Annotated in this window: 17 protein-coding genes; 11 read left to right on the plus strand and 6 right to left on the minus strand. The window is 33.9% G+C overall.

The genetic code is table 11. The annotated features are described in order from the left end of the window. From MVY38_RS10495 to MVY38_RS10510, 4 genes are all read right to left on the minus strand, one after another. On the minus strand, window positions 1–1,077 hold a 1,077-nt coding region (locus MVY38_RS10495; RefSeq protein ID WP_297485971.1), incomplete at its 3' end, for a glycosyltransferase family 39 protein. Then, the gene (locus MVY38_RS10500) at window positions 1,061–2,284 is read right to left on the minus strand and encodes a glycosyltransferase family 9 protein (protein WP_297485974.1); all 1,224 of its coding nucleotides are present in this window, start codon (window positions 2,282–2,284) and stop codon (window positions 1,061–1,063) included. The genes MVY38_RS10495 and MVY38_RS10500, both read right to left, overlap by 17 nt. Further along, the gene (locus MVY38_RS10505; RefSeq protein ID WP_297485977.1) at window positions 2,281–3,201 is read right to left on the minus strand and encodes a lysylphosphatidylglycerol synthase transmembrane domain-containing protein; all 921 of its coding nucleotides are present in this window, start codon (window positions 3,199–3,201) and stop codon (window positions 2,281–2,283) included. The genes MVY38_RS10500 and MVY38_RS10505 overlap by 4 nt, the downstream gene beginning before the upstream one ends. A gap of 59 nt (window positions 3,202–3,260) precedes the next feature. Next, window positions 3,261–4,655 (minus strand): glycosyltransferase family 39 protein, encoded by a 1,395-nt coding sequence (locus MVY38_RS10510; RefSeq protein ID WP_297485981.1) that lies wholly within the window; start codon window positions 4,653–4,655, stop codon window positions 3,261–3,263. Between the two features lie 107 nt (window positions 4,656–4,762). Between MVY38_RS10510 and MVY38_RS10515 the strand changes: the two genes are divergently transcribed. The 11 genes from MVY38_RS10515 (at window position 4,763) to mog (ending at window position 16,446) form a co-directional block, all read left to right on the plus strand. After that, window positions 4,763–5,527, plus strand: a complete 765-nt coding sequence (locus MVY38_RS10515) for a motility protein A (RefSeq protein WP_297485984.1) — start codon at window positions 4,763–4,765, stop codon at window positions 5,525–5,527. A gap of 12 nt (window positions 5,528–5,539) precedes the next feature. Continuing rightward, a complete protein-coding gene (locus tag MVY38_RS10520) occupies window positions 5,540–6,319 on the plus strand; it encodes a flagellar motor protein MotB (protein ID WP_297485986.1) in 780 nt (259 codons plus the stop codon). Then, window positions 6,319–7,050, plus strand: coding sequence for a flagellar type III secretion system pore protein FliP (fliP, locus tag MVY38_RS10525; protein ID WP_366939797.1), 732 nt, complete (start codon window positions 6,319–6,321; stop codon window positions 7,048–7,050). Before MVY38_RS10520 ends, fliP begins: the two co-directional genes overlap by 1 nt. Window positions 7,051–7,065: 15 nt before the next feature. Beyond that, entirely contained in the window at window positions 7,066–8,175 is a 1,110-nt protein-coding gene (gene trmA, locus MVY38_RS10530) for a tRNA (uridine(54)-C5)-methyltransferase TrmA (protein ID WP_297485992.1), read from the plus strand. A gap of 2 nt (window positions 8,176–8,177) precedes the next feature. Next, window positions 8,178–9,584 carry a TrkA C-terminal domain-containing protein gene (locus MVY38_RS10535; protein WP_297485995.1) on the plus strand — a complete coding sequence of 469 codons (1,407 nt, stop codon included), beginning with the start codon at window positions 8,178–8,180 and terminating at the stop codon, window positions 9,582–9,584. Window positions 9,585–9,643: 59 nt separating this feature from the next. Further along, complete coding sequence (gene aroB, locus MVY38_RS10540; RefSeq protein ID WP_297485998.1) at window positions 9,644–10,693, plus strand: 3-dehydroquinate synthase; 1,050 nt, start codon at window positions 9,644–9,646, stop codon at window positions 10,691–10,693. After that, window positions 10,693–12,345 (plus strand): mechanosensitive ion channel domain-containing protein, encoded by a 1,653-nt coding sequence (locus MVY38_RS10545; protein WP_297486000.1) that lies wholly within the window; start codon window positions 10,693–10,695, stop codon window positions 12,343–12,345. The genes aroB and MVY38_RS10545 overlap by 1 nt, the downstream gene beginning before the upstream one ends. Window position 12,346: 1 nt before the next feature. Then, the gene (gene mtaB, locus MVY38_RS10550) at window positions 12,347–13,597 is read left to right on the plus strand and encodes a tRNA (N(6)-L-threonylcarbamoyladenosine(37)-C(2))-methylthiotransferase MtaB (protein WP_297486002.1); all 1,251 of its coding nucleotides are present in this window, start codon (window positions 12,347–12,349) and stop codon (window positions 13,595–13,597) included. Then, entirely contained in the window at window positions 13,584–15,239 is a 1,656-nt protein-coding gene (locus MVY38_RS10555) for an ATP-dependent metallopeptidase FtsH/Yme1/Tma family protein (protein ID WP_297486005.1), read from the plus strand. The genes mtaB and MVY38_RS10555 overlap by 14 nt, the downstream gene beginning before the upstream one ends. Further along, window positions 15,226–15,747, plus strand: coding sequence for a pimelyl-ACP methyl ester esterase BioV (gene bioV / locus MVY38_RS10560; protein ID WP_297486008.1), 522 nt, complete (start codon window positions 15,226–15,228; stop codon window positions 15,745–15,747). Before MVY38_RS10555 ends, bioV begins: the two co-directional genes overlap by 14 nt. 165 nt (window positions 15,748–15,912) lie before the next feature. After that, entirely contained in the window at window positions 15,913–16,446 is a 534-nt protein-coding gene (gene mog, locus MVY38_RS10565; protein WP_297486011.1) for a molybdopterin adenylyltransferase, read from the plus strand. A 16-nt stretch (window positions 16,447–16,462) separates the two neighbouring features. On the opposite strand, the gene MVY38_RS10570 is transcribed toward mog, so the two are convergent. After that, complete coding sequence (locus MVY38_RS10570) at window positions 16,463–17,239, minus strand: exodeoxyribonuclease III (protein WP_297486014.1); 777 nt, start codon at window positions 17,237–17,239, stop codon at window positions 16,463–16,465. Between the two features lie 74 nt (window positions 17,240–17,313). Further along, window positions 17,314–18,090 (minus strand): CoB--CoM heterodisulfide reductase iron-sulfur subunit B family protein (locus MVY38_RS10575; RefSeq protein WP_297486017.1); only part of this gene is annotated, 777 nt, incomplete at its 5' end.

Raw genomic sequence — 18,090 nt, forward strand, 5'->3', positions numbered from 1 at the left:
ATAAATATCTCTATGAATTGATTGATAATTTGGTTGTGGTATAAATTTGAATGTCAGTTCTGCATAGGCGAGTAGACTAATGAAAAGTCCAAAAATAATGGCGTATTTGACATATTTTTTAGAAATTTCTAGCATATAGTAAGTGCCTAAGGGAATAAAAAGTAGATAAAAAAGTGCTGACCAGTGAGGTAGGGCAGTTTTGTAGAGCGAAGCATAGGTGAAAAATGAGATAAGTGTTAAACCAAAAAGTCCAGAAAGAAAAATGGTGTCATTTTTACTGAAAAATGATTTGTAGAGTCCATAAAAAGCTAAAGGAACGAGTAGAGGATTATATGCTCCAAATTGTGTTGCAAGAGATTTAAAAAAACCACCCCAATGGATATGTTTGCTCCCTACAACATGAGAACTTTGGTAGCTAAAACTGATCCAATCATGTTGGATATTCCAGTAGAGAACTGGAGATATAAGGATAAGGGCAATTGCTGCAGCAAGTAAAAGTTTTGGTGAGTAAAAAAGTTTGAACTCTTTTTTTATTAAAAAATAGAGAATAATAGGAATAATAAAAAGCACTGCTGTATATTTACTGAGTCCCGCAAGTCCCAGCAAAACACCGAGAATAATCCAATTTTTTGTAGAGGGCTCTTTCTCAAGGCGAATGACTGCAAAAATAATGGGAATGATGAGTAAAAAGAGTAGGGTATCTGGCATAAGCATCAAAAAGAGTGCATTAAAAATAAAAGAAGCGTAGAGTGCTAAAACTGCTATGAAAGTTTTTGTGGCATTTTTATCTATTTGGTAGATGAGTTTATACAAAAAGAGCGATGTAACAAAGCCGATAAGTATCGCAGATACGCGAGCGCCAAACTCATTAAGCCCAAAAATGGAAGTAAAAATATATTGCGTCCAGCCAACAAGAGGAGGGTGGTCAAAGTAACTCCAGTCAAGATGTATAGCATAAAGAACATAGTGTGCTTCATCAACTCCAAGACCTACATGAGGAGCAATAAGCAAGCGTAGAACAGCTACAATTGTAATGAAAAGAAGAAAACTTCTATGTTCTTTAGCGAGAAAGTTCATCAAGCTTAAATTTCAGTGTGTTAAATACCCAATCAGGTGTGATTACTTTGATACATTGGTTGTCACTACAAGGTGTTTTTCTATGGTTGGAAGCACTTACACAAGGGCTACATGCCATTGATGCAAATATTGGTGTACTAGGTCCAAGTGAGCCGTAGAGTGCTGGTGTTTCAGGTCCAAAAATTACAAAAGTATGCATATCTGTAATGGAGGCAAAATGTGCAGGACCAGAATCATTTGTAAGCATAAACGCACTTACACTGTAAAGTGCAGGAAGTTGTAAAAACTTCACACCACCTGCGAAGTTGATGCATCGTTCATCTCCCACATAATCAGCAAGAAGTTGTGCTCCCTCTTTTTCAGCTGGGGCACCAGTCAGTAGGACAATAGCATTTTTGTTGTAAGCTAAAATCTTTTTGATGACTTCACCATAATTTTCCCTGTCCCATCTTCTTTGTGGGAGAAGGTCTGAGGCGTTTGAATTTACTAGTATGACTGGATTTTTTTCTCTATCAAACCCTTCGTACATATCTGTAATAATGGCAATAACAGACTCTTTCTCTTCATCACTAATAACGGCTTTTGCAATTTGAATCTCTTCATCAGGAATGATGCGTTTTGTAAAAGGGAGTTCTTGCTTTTCACTGAGGAGTGCATCTACTAAGGCAATAAAGTTTTTAGCAATATGTTGGTGTGGATTGTACGCAACTTTATGTGTTAAAAAATCACCACGGTAAAGCCCCTCATTATGAAAAGCGTGAAAACCAACACGATTTGATGCGCCGCTTGCAGCTGTTAAAAGGGCTGTAAAACGGGAGAAAAGCTCTAAATCAATAACAGAGTCTATCTCTTTTTCTCTGCACCATTTTAAAAATTCTAAGGAAGTTTGTGCAATTTCAACTATTCCGCTCTCATCAATAGTAAATATATTTTTCTCAGGTACAGTTTCAAGAAGTTGCAGAGAGACTTTGTTCTTTGAAAAGATTACAAAAAAGAGTTCGCCCTCAATATTTGCTTTGAGTTTACGCATGGCAGGATCAACTAAAATAGCACTTCCCATCTCTGAAAGCTCTATAAGGAGTACATTTTTAGGTTTTTTTTGTTTTGGTTCTACAAAAAATTCATAACCTTTTTGTAAAAGTGTCCCTGTAAAGGCAAGTGGAACACCTGCATAGTGATCAATATTTCTCATAGTATCTACATTCATATTTTTTCCTCTTGTGTTATTTTTTTATTTTTTATCCAGAAGTAAGAGCCTGGTAGGGCCCCGATGATAAGCAGTAAACCATATAAAATGCTCATAGCTAAAACTTTAGTAGAATCTGCACCCACAAGCATAAAAATTCCGACTATTGCACCTTCACGAATTCCCCAGCCTGCTAATGAAACGGGAACAATAGTAAGTAAAAATACTGGTGGTACTGCAATAAGAAGCATTTGAAAACTTAAATGTGCGTTGATACTTAAAGCAATTCCATACATTGTTAAGACAGATAAAAAATGCACAGCAACCGAAATAGAGAGATGTTTTACAAGCACACTTTTTGAATTATAAAGCTCGTTGAGCCTTACTGAAAGCCTATGGAGTAGATTTAAAAATTTATATTTTGCTAAAAAGTTGATTTTTTCAAAAAGAAAAAGTGAGAAAAATCCCGCGATACCTGCAAGTGAAATAAAGATGATAAGTCGTGAAAAATCTGATGGAAAAGTACCATAAAATAAAATGGAGGCGATAAAATTAAGTATAAGTAAGCCGACAAGACCGACAACTCTATCTACAAAAACGCCATAAAATGCCTCTTTTTTATCATACCCTTTTCGCGTAAGGTCTATCATCCTTACGGCATCACCACCAATACTACTTGGTAGCACTTGATTGAAAAATGTTCCCTTGAAATAACTTTGCACATAAAAAGAGAGTCTCTCTTTGAATGAGAGTAGTTTGGAAATTTTAAACCATCTGTATGCGGCAAGATAAGTACTGCCAAGTTGAAGAACAAGAGCAAGTAAAATCCAACCTCCATGACTTTTCCTCAAAATATGCCAAAGATTTTGGAAGTCTATTTTTTGAAAAAGAAAATAGAAGATTGCGATAGTTATTAGTAACTTAATTATATTTTTCATTGAATACCATGTTATAAAGTAAAGAAATTTTATCCAAAAGTTGATTAATCTTTAGTAAATTATTTTTTAATAGGATCAGATACTCTGTAAAGATAAAAAATTCTTCGTTTAGGAACAACTATATTTGTATCTATAAGTTTTACATGTTTATATAATTTTCGTAATGCAGCGCCTCTTTTATGATTTCTCGTTAACACTAGCCCATCTTTTAAAAAATCTTTTTTTCGCCACATATCATATTGTGAATATCGTGAAGGTGTTGCTACATCTGTATCTGGATGTCCGGGCAGATAGTATTTAAGGTATGCTGCTATGGACAGATGATCTCCATAAAAATGATCTCCCGGTCGTGCAAAAGTTTCAACTCTGTGAATTATAGCATCACTTTTATACATCTCTGTTCTGATAATATCAAGATGAAATAAGAACATATAACGCCCTATAATAGTAAAAATAAGCGCAATAATAAGACCGACTTTAAATGTTTTTTTCAAATTATATTTGGATATAACATAGGCAACTAATATAACACCACCAATATATGCAGGTGCATCAAAATTTAGTTCCATATTTTTAAAAAGTGATTTATATAAAAAAAGACCGATGGTTATAACAACACTTAGGGCTATAAAAAAGAGTTTATCATTTTTATAAAAGAGCTTTTCTTTATAAAGATAATAGAATAATACCCATGCAAAGACAGGGGAAAAAATACCAAATTGGGCAGCAATAAAAGTAAAGAAACTTCCAAAATTGATTTTAAAAACACTGCTTGCTCCATGATGAAGTTGAAATGCAAAACTAATCCAGTCATGTTTATAATTCCACCAGACCATTGGAAATACGATAACTAATGCAATTAGCATTGCTGTATAAAATTTGATATTAGTTAGTATGTTTCGTTTTTTAAGGAGTGTAAAAACTAAAATAGTGGCGACTAAGAGGATAGAAGTATATTTACTCATCATCAAAAGTCCTAACATAATACCAGCTAAAATATACTCTTTCCAACTACCAAAAAAGAAAGCTCTATATGTATAGTAGAGTGTAAGTGTCCAAAAAAGAATGGTGGGTGCATCTGTTGTTGTTATGATATAGCCTGCATTTACAATGATGACACTTAAAAAAATCAGGACAGCATTGAGTGCTGTTTTTTCATCACTGAGCTCTTTTGTAAATTTAAAAACATAAAAGGCAGTGATTGTGAATGAAAACACATTGACAAGTCGAATACCCCACTCGCTTTGTGATATATGATTTGTCAGCCAAATCATTATGGCAATCATAGGTGGATGGTCATAATAACCAGCTTGGAGATGGTGACTCCACATCCAATAGTAGGCTTCATCTCCATGAAGGGGGATAAAAGCGTTGTAAATAGCAGAAAAAATTGCCATTAAAATTATAAGCGTATAAGCAGATTTCTTTGGTGAACGATAAAGTATTTCAAGCATAGTTGTATTTAATCCTCAATAATTGTGATGACATTATACAACAAAAGATATTTTTTTGATTTCTTGTGGTATTATAATGAAATTATAAATTTCTATAAGGTTTTTGAATGGATTTAGGTACGGTCATTGGTATTGTTTTAATTATGGCGCTTTTACTTGGCTCTATGGTTATGGGGGTTGGTATTGGTGCGTACATTGATATTCCTTCTGTCCTTATTGTTGTTGGTGGTAGTATCGGTGCCTTGATGGTTTCTTTTAAACCATCCCAAATGAAGCAGTTTGTTAAAGTCTTTATGAAAGCAATTAAGCCAGGTGAAGAGGATGTTGGTGAACTTATAAAAAAACTTGTGGAGTTCGCAACAAAAGCTAGAAAAGATGGGATTCTTGCGTTAGAAGGTGATGTTAATGATGAAGAAAATGCATTTTTGAAAAAAGGGCTCTCTATGGCTATTGATGGTAGTGAGCCTGATACCATTCGTGAACTTCTTGAAATTGAGATGGAGCAGACAAGTACACGACATAAAATTCATGGCTCTATTTTTAACCAGTGGGCTGGTCTTGCGGGGGCAATGGGAATGATTGGTACACTCATTGGACTTGTTGCAATGCTCTTGAATATGGCAGATCCTTCTGCTATTGGTCCTTCAATGGCGGTTGCTCTTCTTACAACAATGTATGGTGCTATGATTGGTAATATTTTTGGAACTCCTATATATAACATTTTAACAATTCGAAATGATGAAGAGACAACGGTGAAATCGATGATAGTTGAAGGTATTATGTCTATTCAAGCAGGTGATGCACCTAGAGTTTTAGAAGCGAAGTTACTTGCCTATTTAGCTCCGGCTGATCGTGTAAGTCAATTTGATTAATGAGTATTTATAATGGCTAAGCAAAAATGTCCAGAGTGTGAAGAGTGTCTACCCGCATGGCTAGCTGCGTTTGGGGATTTAATGTCCCTTCTTTTATGCTTTTTCGTTTTACTTCTTTCTATGTCTAGTATGGATGCAAAAAAGGTAAGTGAGGCTATTGGTTCGCTCTCTGGTGCCATGAGTGTCTTAGAAGGTGGAACGCAAACGGAAATTTCAGCACAAAGAATGCTTGAAGCTACTCCTATTGATTCACAAGATGAGACAAGTGATACTGTAAATAGAATTAAACAGGCTGCCGGTGATGCTAATGAGATGATGGAACAGTCACAGACACCAACAATTACAGTACGAGAAGCACAAGATGGATTTGTTATAAAAATGCCTGCTGCACTTCTTTTTAAACCTGGAAGTGCAACTATTGAAAATCAAGATGCACTACTGTTTTTAAAAAGAGTAGCGCTTATTATTGAAGCTTTACCACAAGATATGCGAGTGGATGCACAAGGATACACAGACAATGTAAAACCTGGTGCAGATAGCCCTTTTAAAGATAATTGGGAACTCTCTTCAGCAAGGGCTATTGCTGTTGTACATGAACTTATTTTAGATGGTGTTGCGCCCAAAAGATTAAGTGCAACTGGATTTTCTCAATATAATCCTATTGCAACAAATGCAACAAAAATAGGTCGAGAAAAAAATCGTCGTGTTGAGTTACATTTTTACGGGAAGAAAAATACAGAAAAGTCCAAAGTTGGTAAATCTATTTTAGATAAAACAGCAGGAACAAAATGATAAGAGTTCTTTTTGTTTTATTTGTGCTAAGTGCAACTCTTTTTGGTGCAGATGCTGTTATTCCTACTTTAAATATGAATCTTTCTGCTCCAAAGACTCCTGAGCAATTGGTCTCATCACTAAATGTTTTAGTCATTTTAACACTGCTTGTGCTTGCGCCATCTATGGTTCTTGTGATGACAACTTTTACAAGGTTTATAATCGTCCTTGGATTTTTACGTCAAGCACTTGGAACACAACAAGTACCGCCGACACAAATTCTTGTAATGCTTGCGATGATGCTTACTTTTTTTGTAATGGAGCCTATAGGTACGAAGGCATATCATCAAGGTATTCAACCTTATGTTGAAAAAAAGATAGGCTATGAAGAAGCATTTACTAAAACAGTGCTGCCTTTTAAAAATTTTATGATTAGAAATACAAGAGAGAAAGATTTAGCACTCTTTTTGCGTATTAGAAAGATGAAAAATCCTAAAACTGTTGCTGATGTTCCTCTCTCAATTGTTATTCCCTCTTTTTTAATAAGTGAACTAAAGACTGCGTTTGAGATAGGTTTTTTACTCTTTTTACCATTTTTGGTTATAGATATGGTTGTTGCTTCCATTTTGATGTCAATGGGTATGATGATGCTCCCACCAGTAATGATCTCTCTGCCCTTTAAGATACTTGTTTTTGTACTTATAGATGGTTGGAACCTCATTATAGGTAATCTGATTGCTTCAGTTAAATAAGGAATGTAAATAAATATGGATTGTAAATATTTTGGTGAGTGTGGTGCTTGTAGAGTTTATGAAGGTGGTTATGAGGTACAATTAAATAAAAAATTAGAGATTAATAGAGTGCGTTTTGCACCATTTTTTTCTGGAGATATTACTGTTTTTAAGTCACCAGATGAGCATTACAGAGCAAGAAGCGAGTTTAAAATCTGGCATGATGGTGATGATATTTGCTATGCTATGAACCATAAAGAGCATAAGGGTGTTGTTTTTATTGATGCTTGTCCACAGGTAAATCTTTTTATTAGCAAGCTTATGCCAAAGCTTCTTGAAGGTATAGAAAAAAAAGAGTTGGGTTATAAACTATTTGGTGCTGATTTTTTAAGTTCTAGTAGTGGTGAAATTGTAGTTTCTCTTCTTTATCATAGGCAGCTAGATAGTGCGTGGCAAAAACTTGCACAAGAGTTAGCCGAAGAACTTGGAATTTATCTTATAGGGCGTGCTAGAAAACAGAAGCTTGTTATAGGGCAGGATTATATTACTGAAACGCTAAATATTCAAAACCGAGCCTATAAATTTAACTATATTGAAAATAGTTTTACGCAGCCAAATCCTCGTGTTAATGAGCAGATGATTTCATGGGCAATGGAAAACTTTGCGGATGCACAGGGTGATTTGCTTGAACTATATTGTGGTGCAGGAAATTTCACTATTCCTTTTGCAACAATTTTTGATAAAGTGCTTGCAACTGAAATCTCTAAATCTTCCATAAACGCAGCCAAAGAAAATATGCTTTTAAACAGTGTAAAAAATATAGAGTTTGTTCGTATGAGTGTTGAGGAGTTTGTCGGAGCACTCGATGGTGTACGCGAATTTCGTCGAATGAAAGATATAGATATAAAAGCTTACAATATTAACTCTATTTTTGTTGATCCTCCTCGAAGTGGTATGGATGAGGCATCTTGCAATTTTAGCACAAGATATGAGCATATACTCTATATATCTTGTAATCCTGAAACTTTAGTAAGAGATTTAGAAATTTTATCTAAAACGCATGATGTTGTAGCTATGGCACTTTTTGATCAATTTCCATATACGAATCATGTTGAAATGGGTGTGAAACTCATTAAGCGAAAATAATTATGAAAAAAATATTAGTCATTAGTAGTGGAACAGTTGGTGAACATTTTATTAACAGAGTTATTGAAGCACATACTAATGAAAATATCTATTATATAGTACAAACAAAAGAAAAAGAGTTTGAAAATGCTTCACCTGCGAGGTTTAAATTTTACGAGTTTGATCCGACAAGTCTTTATAAACTCTCTAATCTGCTTAAAATGGAGTTTATACAGGTAATTATTGCGATGGATTCGCAGATAGATGTTGAAAATACAATTAAAAACATCCGCAGTGTAAAAAAACAGTTGCGTATTGTTGTACTGAATTTTTGGAATATGCAGAGTGAAGCTTCTAATGTTGTTTTAGTAAATACAAATGAAATATTGGCTTCACGACTGTTAGATTATCTACCAAATGTTCCTGTAATTGCCCAAAATGTGGGTGTGGGTGAGGGCGAGATAATGGAAGTTCTTGTTCCATTTGGCAGTTCTTTCGTTTATAGACATATTGGTGCAATTGAGCAGAAAAACTGGCGTATAGTTGCTATTTATAGAGATAGAAAACTTGTGATGCCTTCACGAAGAAGAATGATACAGCCAAACGATACACTTTTACTCGTTGGTGAACCTGCAGTTTTGAAGTCTGTTTACCGTGCAATTAAGCGTGAACTTGGACAATTTCCGGAGCCATTTGGAACAAATTTAATGCTCTATATAGATATGAATATTATAAACCATAAAACAATTACTGAACTTGTTAATCAAGCTGTATATGTTCATGAAAAGTTTAATCATGATTTGATTATTAAAGTTGTAAATCCGGGTAATATTGAAATTTTAGAGTACATTAAAAGTTTAAGAACTTTTAATATTATTGTAAATATTAAGTATGATAATCTAAATATTCGCTCTACATTTTTAAATGATGTGAGTAGGTATCATGTCGGTCTTGTCATTGTGTCATGTGAAATGTTTGCTGATTATTATGTAAGAAATTCTTTATATGAAGTACATCTGCCAGTGCTTAAGCTTTCTAAAAAATCGCTCTCAGGAGTAAAAGATGTCTCTTTAATTCTTTCAGATAACAGGGATTTAGAAAAGATTTCTGCTACAATTTTTGATATTTCAGAGCAGTTAAACCTTAATATAGAACTTTATAATTATATGAATGAACATCAGGAAAATAGAGAGCAGGTGATTGAACATTTTAACAATCTTTCAACAATTTTTTCAAAATCAATTAAAATTTATAATGAAAGTGACAATCCTATTAGGCGTTTAAAGAGAAAAGAAAATTTTATACAAATTTTGCCTTTTACAAATAAATTGACTCAAAGGCATATTTTTTCTCTTTTTTCAACTGATAGTGAAAAACTCTACCATAAACTCGATGAGTATACTCAAATATTTATTCCTGTACAGATATAATTTAGCCATTTTTTAGTATAAATTAAGTATTATCTAATATATTAAATTTTGGATAGATAATGCAAGTAAATATTCCCCTAAAACAGATAGTAGATAACTCTTATGATATAACAATTGATACAATGCCAAAGATGCATTTTCATAAAAAAGTTGCGATTGTAACAAATCCGAAAGTGGCTGGTTTACATTTAGCATATCTTTTATCAAAAATTAGTGCTAAAGAGCTCTATATCATTACAGTTCCTGATGGAGAAGAGTATAAGAATCAGGCTTCAATTGACACTATTTTAGAATCACTCTTTAATCACCGTTTGAACCGTAGTTCTCTACTCATTGCGTTTGGAGGTGGTGTTATAGGTGATATGACTGGATACGCTGCAAGCATTTATCAAAGAGGAATTGATTTTATTCAGATTCCTACAACGCTACTCTCTCAGGTTGATGCTAGTGTTGGTGGTAAAACTGGTATGAACAATAGATATGGAAAAAATCTTATAGGTGCATTTCATCAACCCCAAGCCGTATATATCGACCCCATTTTTTTAGAAACATTACCAAAAAGAGAGTTTGCAGCAGGCGTTGCTGAAATAGTAAAAATGGCAGTTACTTTTAACAAAGATTTTTTTGAATTTTTAGAGCGTGCTGATTTAAATGATAAAGTTGTTCTACAAGAGGCTATTAAGCAAGCGGTAGAAACAAAAGCTGGCGTTGTTGCAAAAGATGAAAAAGAGAGAGGTTTGCGTGCAGCACTTAATTATGGGCATACTTTTGGTCATGTTATTGAGAGTCAAACGCAGTATAAACGATATTTGCATGGTGAAGCTGTAGCCATTGGAATGGTAATGGCAAATAAAACGGCAGTAGCTATGGGATTGATGGATGAAGATGAAGCACAGAGAGTTGAAACGCTTTTACAAAAATATAATTTGCCAACAGATTATGTTATTGAAGATGTAGAAGCGTTTTATGAAACATTTTATCTTGATAAAAAAAGTTTAGATGCGAGTGTGACCTTTATTATTCCACATCATCTTGGTGGTGTAAAAATAACTGATACCATAGATGAAAACCTAATTTTAGATGTGCTTAAAACTTTTAAGGCATCTTGATGTGGTTAAAATATTTTGTTTTAATTCTTCTTTTTTTACAAACTTTATATGCAAATATTGAGATTAACAGTAGTGTAGATGGTAATCTTACAAATGAAGAAGTTTTACTAATAAACGCAAAAAAAGAGTCTCAAAAATATGCAAAAATAAAAAAAGACAGAGATACTCTTAAAACTTTAAAAATGCAGATTTCAGATGAAAATATGTGGATAAAAAGTTATGCTTCTTATTTGACTGCACTCGATGTAAAAAATAATCTTGATAAAATTAAGAAGAGAATAAAATATCTCTCCAGACATGCAAAAAATGCAAGTGATAAATCAGAACTCAATGCACTTATTGATAAGCAAAAGATTTTAGCTACGCAGGTGGATAATTTAAAGGGAGATTTTGCACTTGCTCCATTTTCAGAACTTATAACTCCTCCAAATATAGAAAAAATTCCTGAAATCAGTAATCCTTTTGATATTTTAGGAGGTTATTCTCTTATTAAAACTTTTGATGCGAATTTTGAAGAGTATAAAAAGAAAAAAGAGGCACTTCAAAATCTTATTAAAACATTGCAAACGCAGCTTAGAGTATATAATCACCTAGCACTGTTAGATACAGTTCATGATTACAAAAAAGATATAAAAAGACAGAAATTACAGTTAGAGATGTTTAGAAGAGCCCTTGACACTATGAATGTAACCATGAATGTTTATCAAAAGAGATTAGATGTTGCAGAGGTCAATATCCATAAAAGTATTAAAAGACAAATATATGGTCTTGTCAAAATTACTATTATTATCTTTTTAATCTTCTTAATCTTCTTTCTTCTTAAATTGATAGTAAAGAAATATATTACAGATAATGAACGCTTTTATATGGCGAATAAAATTATTACCTTTGCTAACTTTACAATTATTATTTTGGTGCTTTTTTTCAACTATATTGAGAATGTAAGTTATATTGTTACTATTTTAGGATTTGCTTCAGCAGGTATCGCCATTGCTATGAAAGACTGGTTTATGAGCCTTCTTGGTTGGCTTGTCATTGTTTTTGGTGGTAGTATTCATGTTGGAGATAGAATTCGTGTGGATTTGAATGGGATGAAGTATGTTGGAGATGTTTTGGATGTTTCACTGCTACGAATAACCATACTAGAAGATATTACGCTTACTTCCATTATGCAAAATCGTCGTGCTGGGAGGATTATTTTTATTCCAAATAATTATGTCTTTACAAAAATGATAGCAAACTATACCCATAACTCTTTAAAAACAGTCTGGGATGGTATAAAAATTACTATTACTTTTGACTCAAACCATAAAAAAGCAATGCATTTGGTTAAAGAGATTACTAAAAAATACTCTAAAGGCTATACTGATATTACAAGAAAACAGTTAAATAAGTTACGACAAAATTATAGTCTAAAAAATACAAATGTTGAGCCAAGAATCTACTCGTTTATTGCGTCAAATGGTCTCGATATTGAAGCTTGGTATTTAACGAATGCGTATGGTACTTTAACATTGAGAAGTGTTATATCTGCTGATATTGTTGATGCTTTTAATGCAGAAGATGATATTACCATAGCTTACCCTACACAAAAACTAAATGTCTCTATGCATAATGAAAATGCAATAGAACATAATCATGAGTTGGTATAAAATGAAGAAAAAAGTTTACTTTAAAACATTCGGTTGTCGTACAAATCTTTATGATTCACAAGTTATGATGAGTTCGCTTAAAGAGTATGACATAACAGAAAATGAAGATGAAGCAGATGTGATTGTCATTAATTCATGTACAGTTACAAATGGTGCAGATACACATGTTCGCTCTTACATTTCACAAGTTGAAAAACATAATGGTGATGCAAAGCTCTTTTTAACAGGATGCGGGGCACACACTAAAGGAGAATCACTCTTAAAAGAAAATCGAATTCATGGTGTTTTTGGACAGAGTGAAAAGCAGAAAATCGATACATTACTTAAAAAAGAGCAGCCTTTTTATGAACCAGGTGACTTAAACCATGTAGATGATATGGTGGTAGATGAGTTCATTGGAAAGAGTAGGGCATTTATAAAAATTCAAGAGGGGTGTAATTTCCGCTGTTCTTACTGCATTATACCTTATGTTCGTGGAGATGCAAGAAGTATGGATGAGTCACGGATTTTGGAGCAGATAAGCAGACTTGCAAGCAATGGATTTGGAGAGTTTATACTTACTGGTACAAATGTGGGAAGTTACGGACAAGACAGAAGAACTTCACTTGCAAAACTTATGAAAAGAATGTCTCAAATTAGAGGTGTGCGAAGAATCCGTCTTGGAAGTGTTGAACCTATTCAAATAGGGGATGAGTTTAAAGAAATTTTGGATGAGCCGTGGATGGAAAAGCATATGCATATTGCCCTACAACATACCTCGCCAAAAATGCTCAAACTTATGAACAGACGCAATGTTTACAAATATGATAGAGAACTTTTTGAATTTTTAGCAGACAAAGGTTATGCTATAGGAACTGATTTTATTACTGGGCATCCTGGAGAGAGTGAAGAACTTTGGAGTGAAGCTATGTTAAACGCAGCGGAGTTACCTTTGACGCATATACATGCTTTTACCTATTCGAAGCGTGATGGTACACCATCAGCGGTGATGAAGCCAGAGGTAAATGGAAAAGTTGCAAAAGCAAGACTTCATGAATTACAAGATTTGATTTATGCAAAAAATCTTGCGTTTAGAGATGCATATAATGGTACATTAGATGTCTTGATAGAGTCATATAAAGATGGTCTCTATCATGGACTTGACCAACATTTTAATAAAATAGTTGTAGAATCTAAAGAAGATTTAGTCGGAAATTGGCTAAATATTGAAAATTATGAGGTGAAAAAGGATTTTAATTATGCTAGAGTCTAAAACAAATCGTATAGCACTCTATGTTTCTGCACTTATTATCATTGCGCTTGTACTTTTTGCAATTTTTAGAGATAATTCTCAGCCAATATCACTCTCTCAGGCAAATCAACTCTTACAAGATAAGAGTGTAAAAAAGATAGTGGCAACAAAACAGTATGTATTTTTACAAACAGATACAGGGTACTATAGGATTCCTTCATCTCAAGTAACACCCAAAATGTTTGTTGATTATAAAGTTACAGTAGGTACTGAGGCAAATATTTTAATCTACATACTCTTTTTTGTCGTTTTTTTAGGGTTTGGTTCTTTAATTTTTCGCTATTTTCAAAAAAGGAATTTTCGCTTTGGTGATGAAGTACAATCGCAAAACAGTGCAACACCATCAGCCTTAATGTCTGAAAATTCTTCTATAATCGAGGCTATAAAAAGTGATGTAAGCTTTGCAGATATTGGTGGCATTAGTGATGTTAAAATTGAGCTTGAAGAGATTATTGACTTTATGAAAAATCCAAAGCGCTACAAAAGTTTTGGGGCGCGTATGCCAAAGGGTGTCCTTCTTGTGGGTCCTCCTGGTGTTGGTAAAACGATGATAGCTAAAGCAGTAGCACATGAAGCAGAGGTTCCCTTTTACTACCAAAGTGGTGCTTCCTTTGTTCAAATTTATGTTGGAATGGGTGCAAAACGGGTACATGAACTCTTTGCAGCTGCGAAAAAAAATGCACCCTCTATCATCTTTATTGATGAAATTGACGCTGTTGGTAAAAAACGCGATGGAAATAGAAATGATGAGAGAGAAGCTACACTTAATCAGCTACTAACCGAGATGGATGGATTTGAAGGTTCAAGTGGTGTTATTGTTATAGCAGCTACAAATAAAATAGATGTTTTAGACTCTGCACTATTGCGTGCAGGGCGATTTGATAGGCGTATATTTGTAGAATTACCAACAAAAAAAGAGCGTGAGTCGATTTTACTAAAGTATTTAGATAAAGTTCCTCATGAGTTAGATGTTCAGGTTGTTGCAAATATGACAGTTGGTTTTAACGGAGCGGCACTAGCAGCACTTGTCAATGAAGCAGCACTTTTAGCCTTGCGTCAAAATGATTTTCATGTTACTTTAGAGCACTTTTATCAGGTAAAAGACAAAGTGATGTTTGGAAAGAAAAAGCTTCAGATGTTAAGTGAGCAGCAAAAGGCTTTTCGTGTTACTTATCAGGCAGGAAAAGTTTTAGTGGCAACTTACTATGATTTACCATTTGAAAAGCTGATGTTATCTAATGAAAATTTGACACCACAGACGGATGAGCCTTTTATTAAGCAAGAACTTGAGTCTCGTGTGCGTATGTTTTTATCGGGTATGGCATCGTGTGATATAAAATATTCTGAGCATTCAAATAATGCAAGAGAAGATTTGCTTCAAGCAAAAGATATAGTAGTGAAAATGTGTAATGAATATGGAATGGCTTCTACTTTATTACCACCGGAGGGTGAGCAGGAGTTGATTTTGGAGCGTCTTTATAAGGAGACAAAAGATTTACTTCTCTCTATGCAGGGCTTAGTGGCACAAGTGGAAGAGGTTTTGTATGAGCGTGAAAGTATTAGTAAAAATGAGGTCAAAAAGTATTTAGATGAAATTTTTTAGCGGATTTTCTCTACAAAATGATGCCATTTTTTTTGATGATTTTATAAGTAAAAGTGATTTTAGTATAAGTGGTTTCTCTTATGGTGCGATCAAAGCATTTGAGTATGTGCAAGATGCTTTAAAAGATGGTAAAAGAGTTGACAGATTACAACTTTTTTCTCCTGCTTTTTTTCAATGCAGAGACAGTAAATTTAAAAGATTACAGACACTCTCTTTTAAACGCAGTAGTGATGCTTATATTGAAGAGTTTATTAAGTCATGTTTTCTGCCTTATGAAGTGCAAGAAGTAGAGCTAATTGAGGGTAGTTTAGATGAATTAAATGAATTGCTTTATTATGAGTGGAGCAGGGAAGCGTTAGAAAAGATAGTAAATCAAGGTGTTATTATTGAGGTTTATCTTGGTGGTAGAGATAAGATTATCGATGTAAATGGAGCAAGAACTTTTTTTTTAGAAGTTGCAACAGTAACCTATATAAAAGACGCAAATCACTTTTTGCAATTTGTCTGATGTGGTTCCGTATATAAATGTGTAAAATTCCGAGGGCAAATCCTCCCTACGGTCTGAGCCTCTCCATTTTACACATTTATATACTACATTTCTGATGTAAGTATGTTTGGAATTATATAAACAAAAAGTTAAAAAAATACAAACTATAAAAAGGAATAATGAATAATGATTGAAATAAAAATAGGCGTAATAACAGCAAGTGATAGAGCAAGTAAAGGTATCTATGAAGATATTAGTGGCGTTGCAATTCAAGATACAATGAAAGATTACCTAAAAAGTGATTTTGAAATAGTTTATAGATGTATTCCCGATGAACAAGAACAGATAGAAGCTACTATGAAAGAGCTTTGTGATGAGTCTGGATGTTGTCTTGTAGTTACTACAGGTGGAACAGGTCCTGCACTTCGTGATGTGACACCAGAAGCTACTGAGAATGTATGTCAAAAGATGATGCCAGGTTTTGGTGAGTTGATGCGTCAAGTGAGTTTGCAGTATGTGCCAACGGCAATTCTTTCTCGTCAAACAGCGGGCATACGAGGAAAATCGCTTATAATTAATCTTCCTGGAAAACCAAAGTCCATTCGTGAATGTCTCGATGCTGTATTTCCTGCTGTTCCTTACTGTATAGATTTGATTGAAGGTCCATTTATTGAGACAAATGAGGATGTTATTAAAGCATTTCGTCCCAAAGCTAAATAGATTACTATATAAAATACTATATAGTAATTTTAATGCCTACGGGGCAATGGTCAGAGCCTGTAATGTAATCAAGTATGAAAGTATCTTCAAGGTTCTCTGCCAAATCTTCAGAGATGAAAAAGTAATCAATTCTCCAGCCTACATTTTTTACCCTTGCGTTTGCACGGTATGACCACCAAGAATATTTATCTGTTTCATCGCCATGAACATAACGGAATGTATCAATATATCCATGATCTAAAAACTTGTCTATCCACTCTCTTTCTATTGGTAAAAAACCAGATTTTTTTTCATTTGCTTTTGGATTTTTAAGGTCAATCTCTCTATGGGCAGTATTTACATCACCACAGATGATGATACTTTTTCCCTCTTCTCGTAGACGCTCACAATGTTCTAAAAAATCATCATAAAATTTCATCTTATGAGCAAGGCGTTCTTCATCTCTTTGACCATTTGGAAAATAGACATTAAAGAGCACAATATCACCATAGTGTGTTTCTACAATACGCCCCTCATGAGTAAAATCAATCTCAGGACAGGTAGAGTAAAAATCACTTTTAATTGTACTAAAGGTAGCTGTTCCACTATATCCTTTTTTTTCTGCTGAATTTATAATTACCTCGTCAAACTCTTTTTCAAAAAGATTTTTAGGTATCTGCTCTTTTTGAGCTTTTATCTCTTGCAAACATAAGATGTCAGTATCTCTTTCATCTATCCATTGAAGAGCTTCTTTATTTGCTACAGCGCGTATTCCATTGACATTCCATGAGATTATTTCTATTGAGTTTGACATTTATAATTCCAACGATTAAGATTTTAGGGAGGATATTTCATCTCTAAAAGAGATGAAATTGAAAAAAGTTATGATTAAACGAAATCTACTTTTGCTAAGTGATGGTTCAAACCAAGCTCTGCAGGAGAACATCCAAGTGCTAATCCTACCATTTGTTGCATATGTAGTACAGGAAGTTCTACATCACGACCAATAGCTTCACTTGCATGGGCTGTTTGAGTATCAAGTTTGAGGTGACACAATGGACATGGTGTTACCATCATATCCGCATCTCCATCCATTGCACCAGCAATTGCATTACCAGTCAAAACTGCTGCTGTGTGAGGAGCTTGAAGTTCAACATGGAAACCACAGCATTTATTTTTCTCTTCATAATCAACATTTTTTCCACCGCATGCAATGATTAAGTCATCTAATGAAGTAGGGTTATATGGATTTTCTTTTGAGTTATGTGTCTCATTTTGAAGCTCAGAAGGACGAATATTATGACATCCATAAAAAGGAGCAATATTAAATTGACTAAGTGGTGTTACAACCATCTCTTTGATTTTATCAAGACCAAAATCGTCAATAATAGCGTACAAAAAGTGAGTAATAGCAGAAGTACCTTTATACTCTAAACCAATTTCAGCAAGTTTCTCATTTACTTTTGCTTTTAGTGCTTCATCGTTATCGAGTTTATGTTTTGTCATGGCCGTATTAAGTTGACAAGTGTTACATATAGTAACCATTGTTAGACCTTGTTTTTCTGCATAGGCAATATTTCTAGCGTTTAAAACAAGAGATAAAAACTCATCGTAATCTTGAAGATGAGAAGCTCCACAACATGAAGCTTCAGTAAGCTCTACTAG

It is taken from the genome of Sulfurimonas sp., assembly GCF_027056685.1.
In the GTDB taxonomy this organism is placed as follows: domain Bacteria; phylum Campylobacterota; class Campylobacteria; order Campylobacterales; family Sulfurimonadaceae; genus Sulfurimonas.

Coding starts and splice junctions, on each gene's coding strand:
- MVY38_RS10500 (WP_297485974.1), bottom strand. CDS start 2,284: ATGAATGTAGATACTATGAGAAATATTGATCACTATGCAGGTGTTCCA.
- MVY38_RS10505 (WP_297485977.1), bottom strand. CDS start 3,201: ATGAAAAATATAATTAAGTTACTAATAACTATCGCAATCTTCTATTTT.
- MVY38_RS10510 (WP_297485981.1), bottom strand. CDS start 4,655: ATGCTTGAAATACTTTATCGTTCACCAAAGAAATCTGCTTATACGCTT.
- MVY38_RS10515 (WP_297485984.1), top strand. CDS start 4,763: ATGGATTTAGGTACGGTCATTGGTATTGTTTTAATTATGGCGCTTTTA.
- MVY38_RS10520 (WP_297485986.1), top strand. CDS start 5,540: ATGGCTAAGCAAAAATGTCCAGAGTGTGAAGAGTGTCTACCCGCATGG.
- trmA (WP_297485992.1), top strand. CDS start 7,066: ATGGATTGTAAATATTTTGGTGAGTGTGGTGCTTGTAGAGTTTATGAA.
- MVY38_RS10535 (WP_297485995.1), top strand. CDS start 8,178: ATGAAAAAAATATTAGTCATTAGTAGTGGAACAGTTGGTGAACATTTT.
- aroB (WP_297485998.1), top strand. CDS start 9,644: ATGCAAGTAAATATTCCCCTAAAACAGATAGTAGATAACTCTTATGAT.
- MVY38_RS10545 (WP_297486000.1), top strand. CDS start 10,693: ATGTGGTTAAAATATTTTGTTTTAATTCTTCTTTTTTTACAAACTTTA.
- mtaB (WP_297486002.1), top strand. CDS start 12,347: ATGAAGAAAAAAGTTTACTTTAAAACATTCGGTTGTCGTACAAATCTT.
- MVY38_RS10555 (WP_297486005.1), top strand. CDS start 13,584: ATGCTAGAGTCTAAAACAAATCGTATAGCACTCTATGTTTCTGCACTT.
- bioV (WP_297486008.1), top strand. CDS start 15,226: ATGAAATTTTTTAGCGGATTTTCTCTACAAAATGATGCCATTTTTTTT.
- mog (WP_297486011.1), top strand. CDS start 15,913: ATGATTGAAATAAAAATAGGCGTAATAACAGCAAGTGATAGAGCAAGT.
- MVY38_RS10570 (WP_297486014.1), bottom strand. CDS start 17,239: ATGTCAAACTCAATAGAAATAATCTCATGGAATGTCAATGGAATACGC.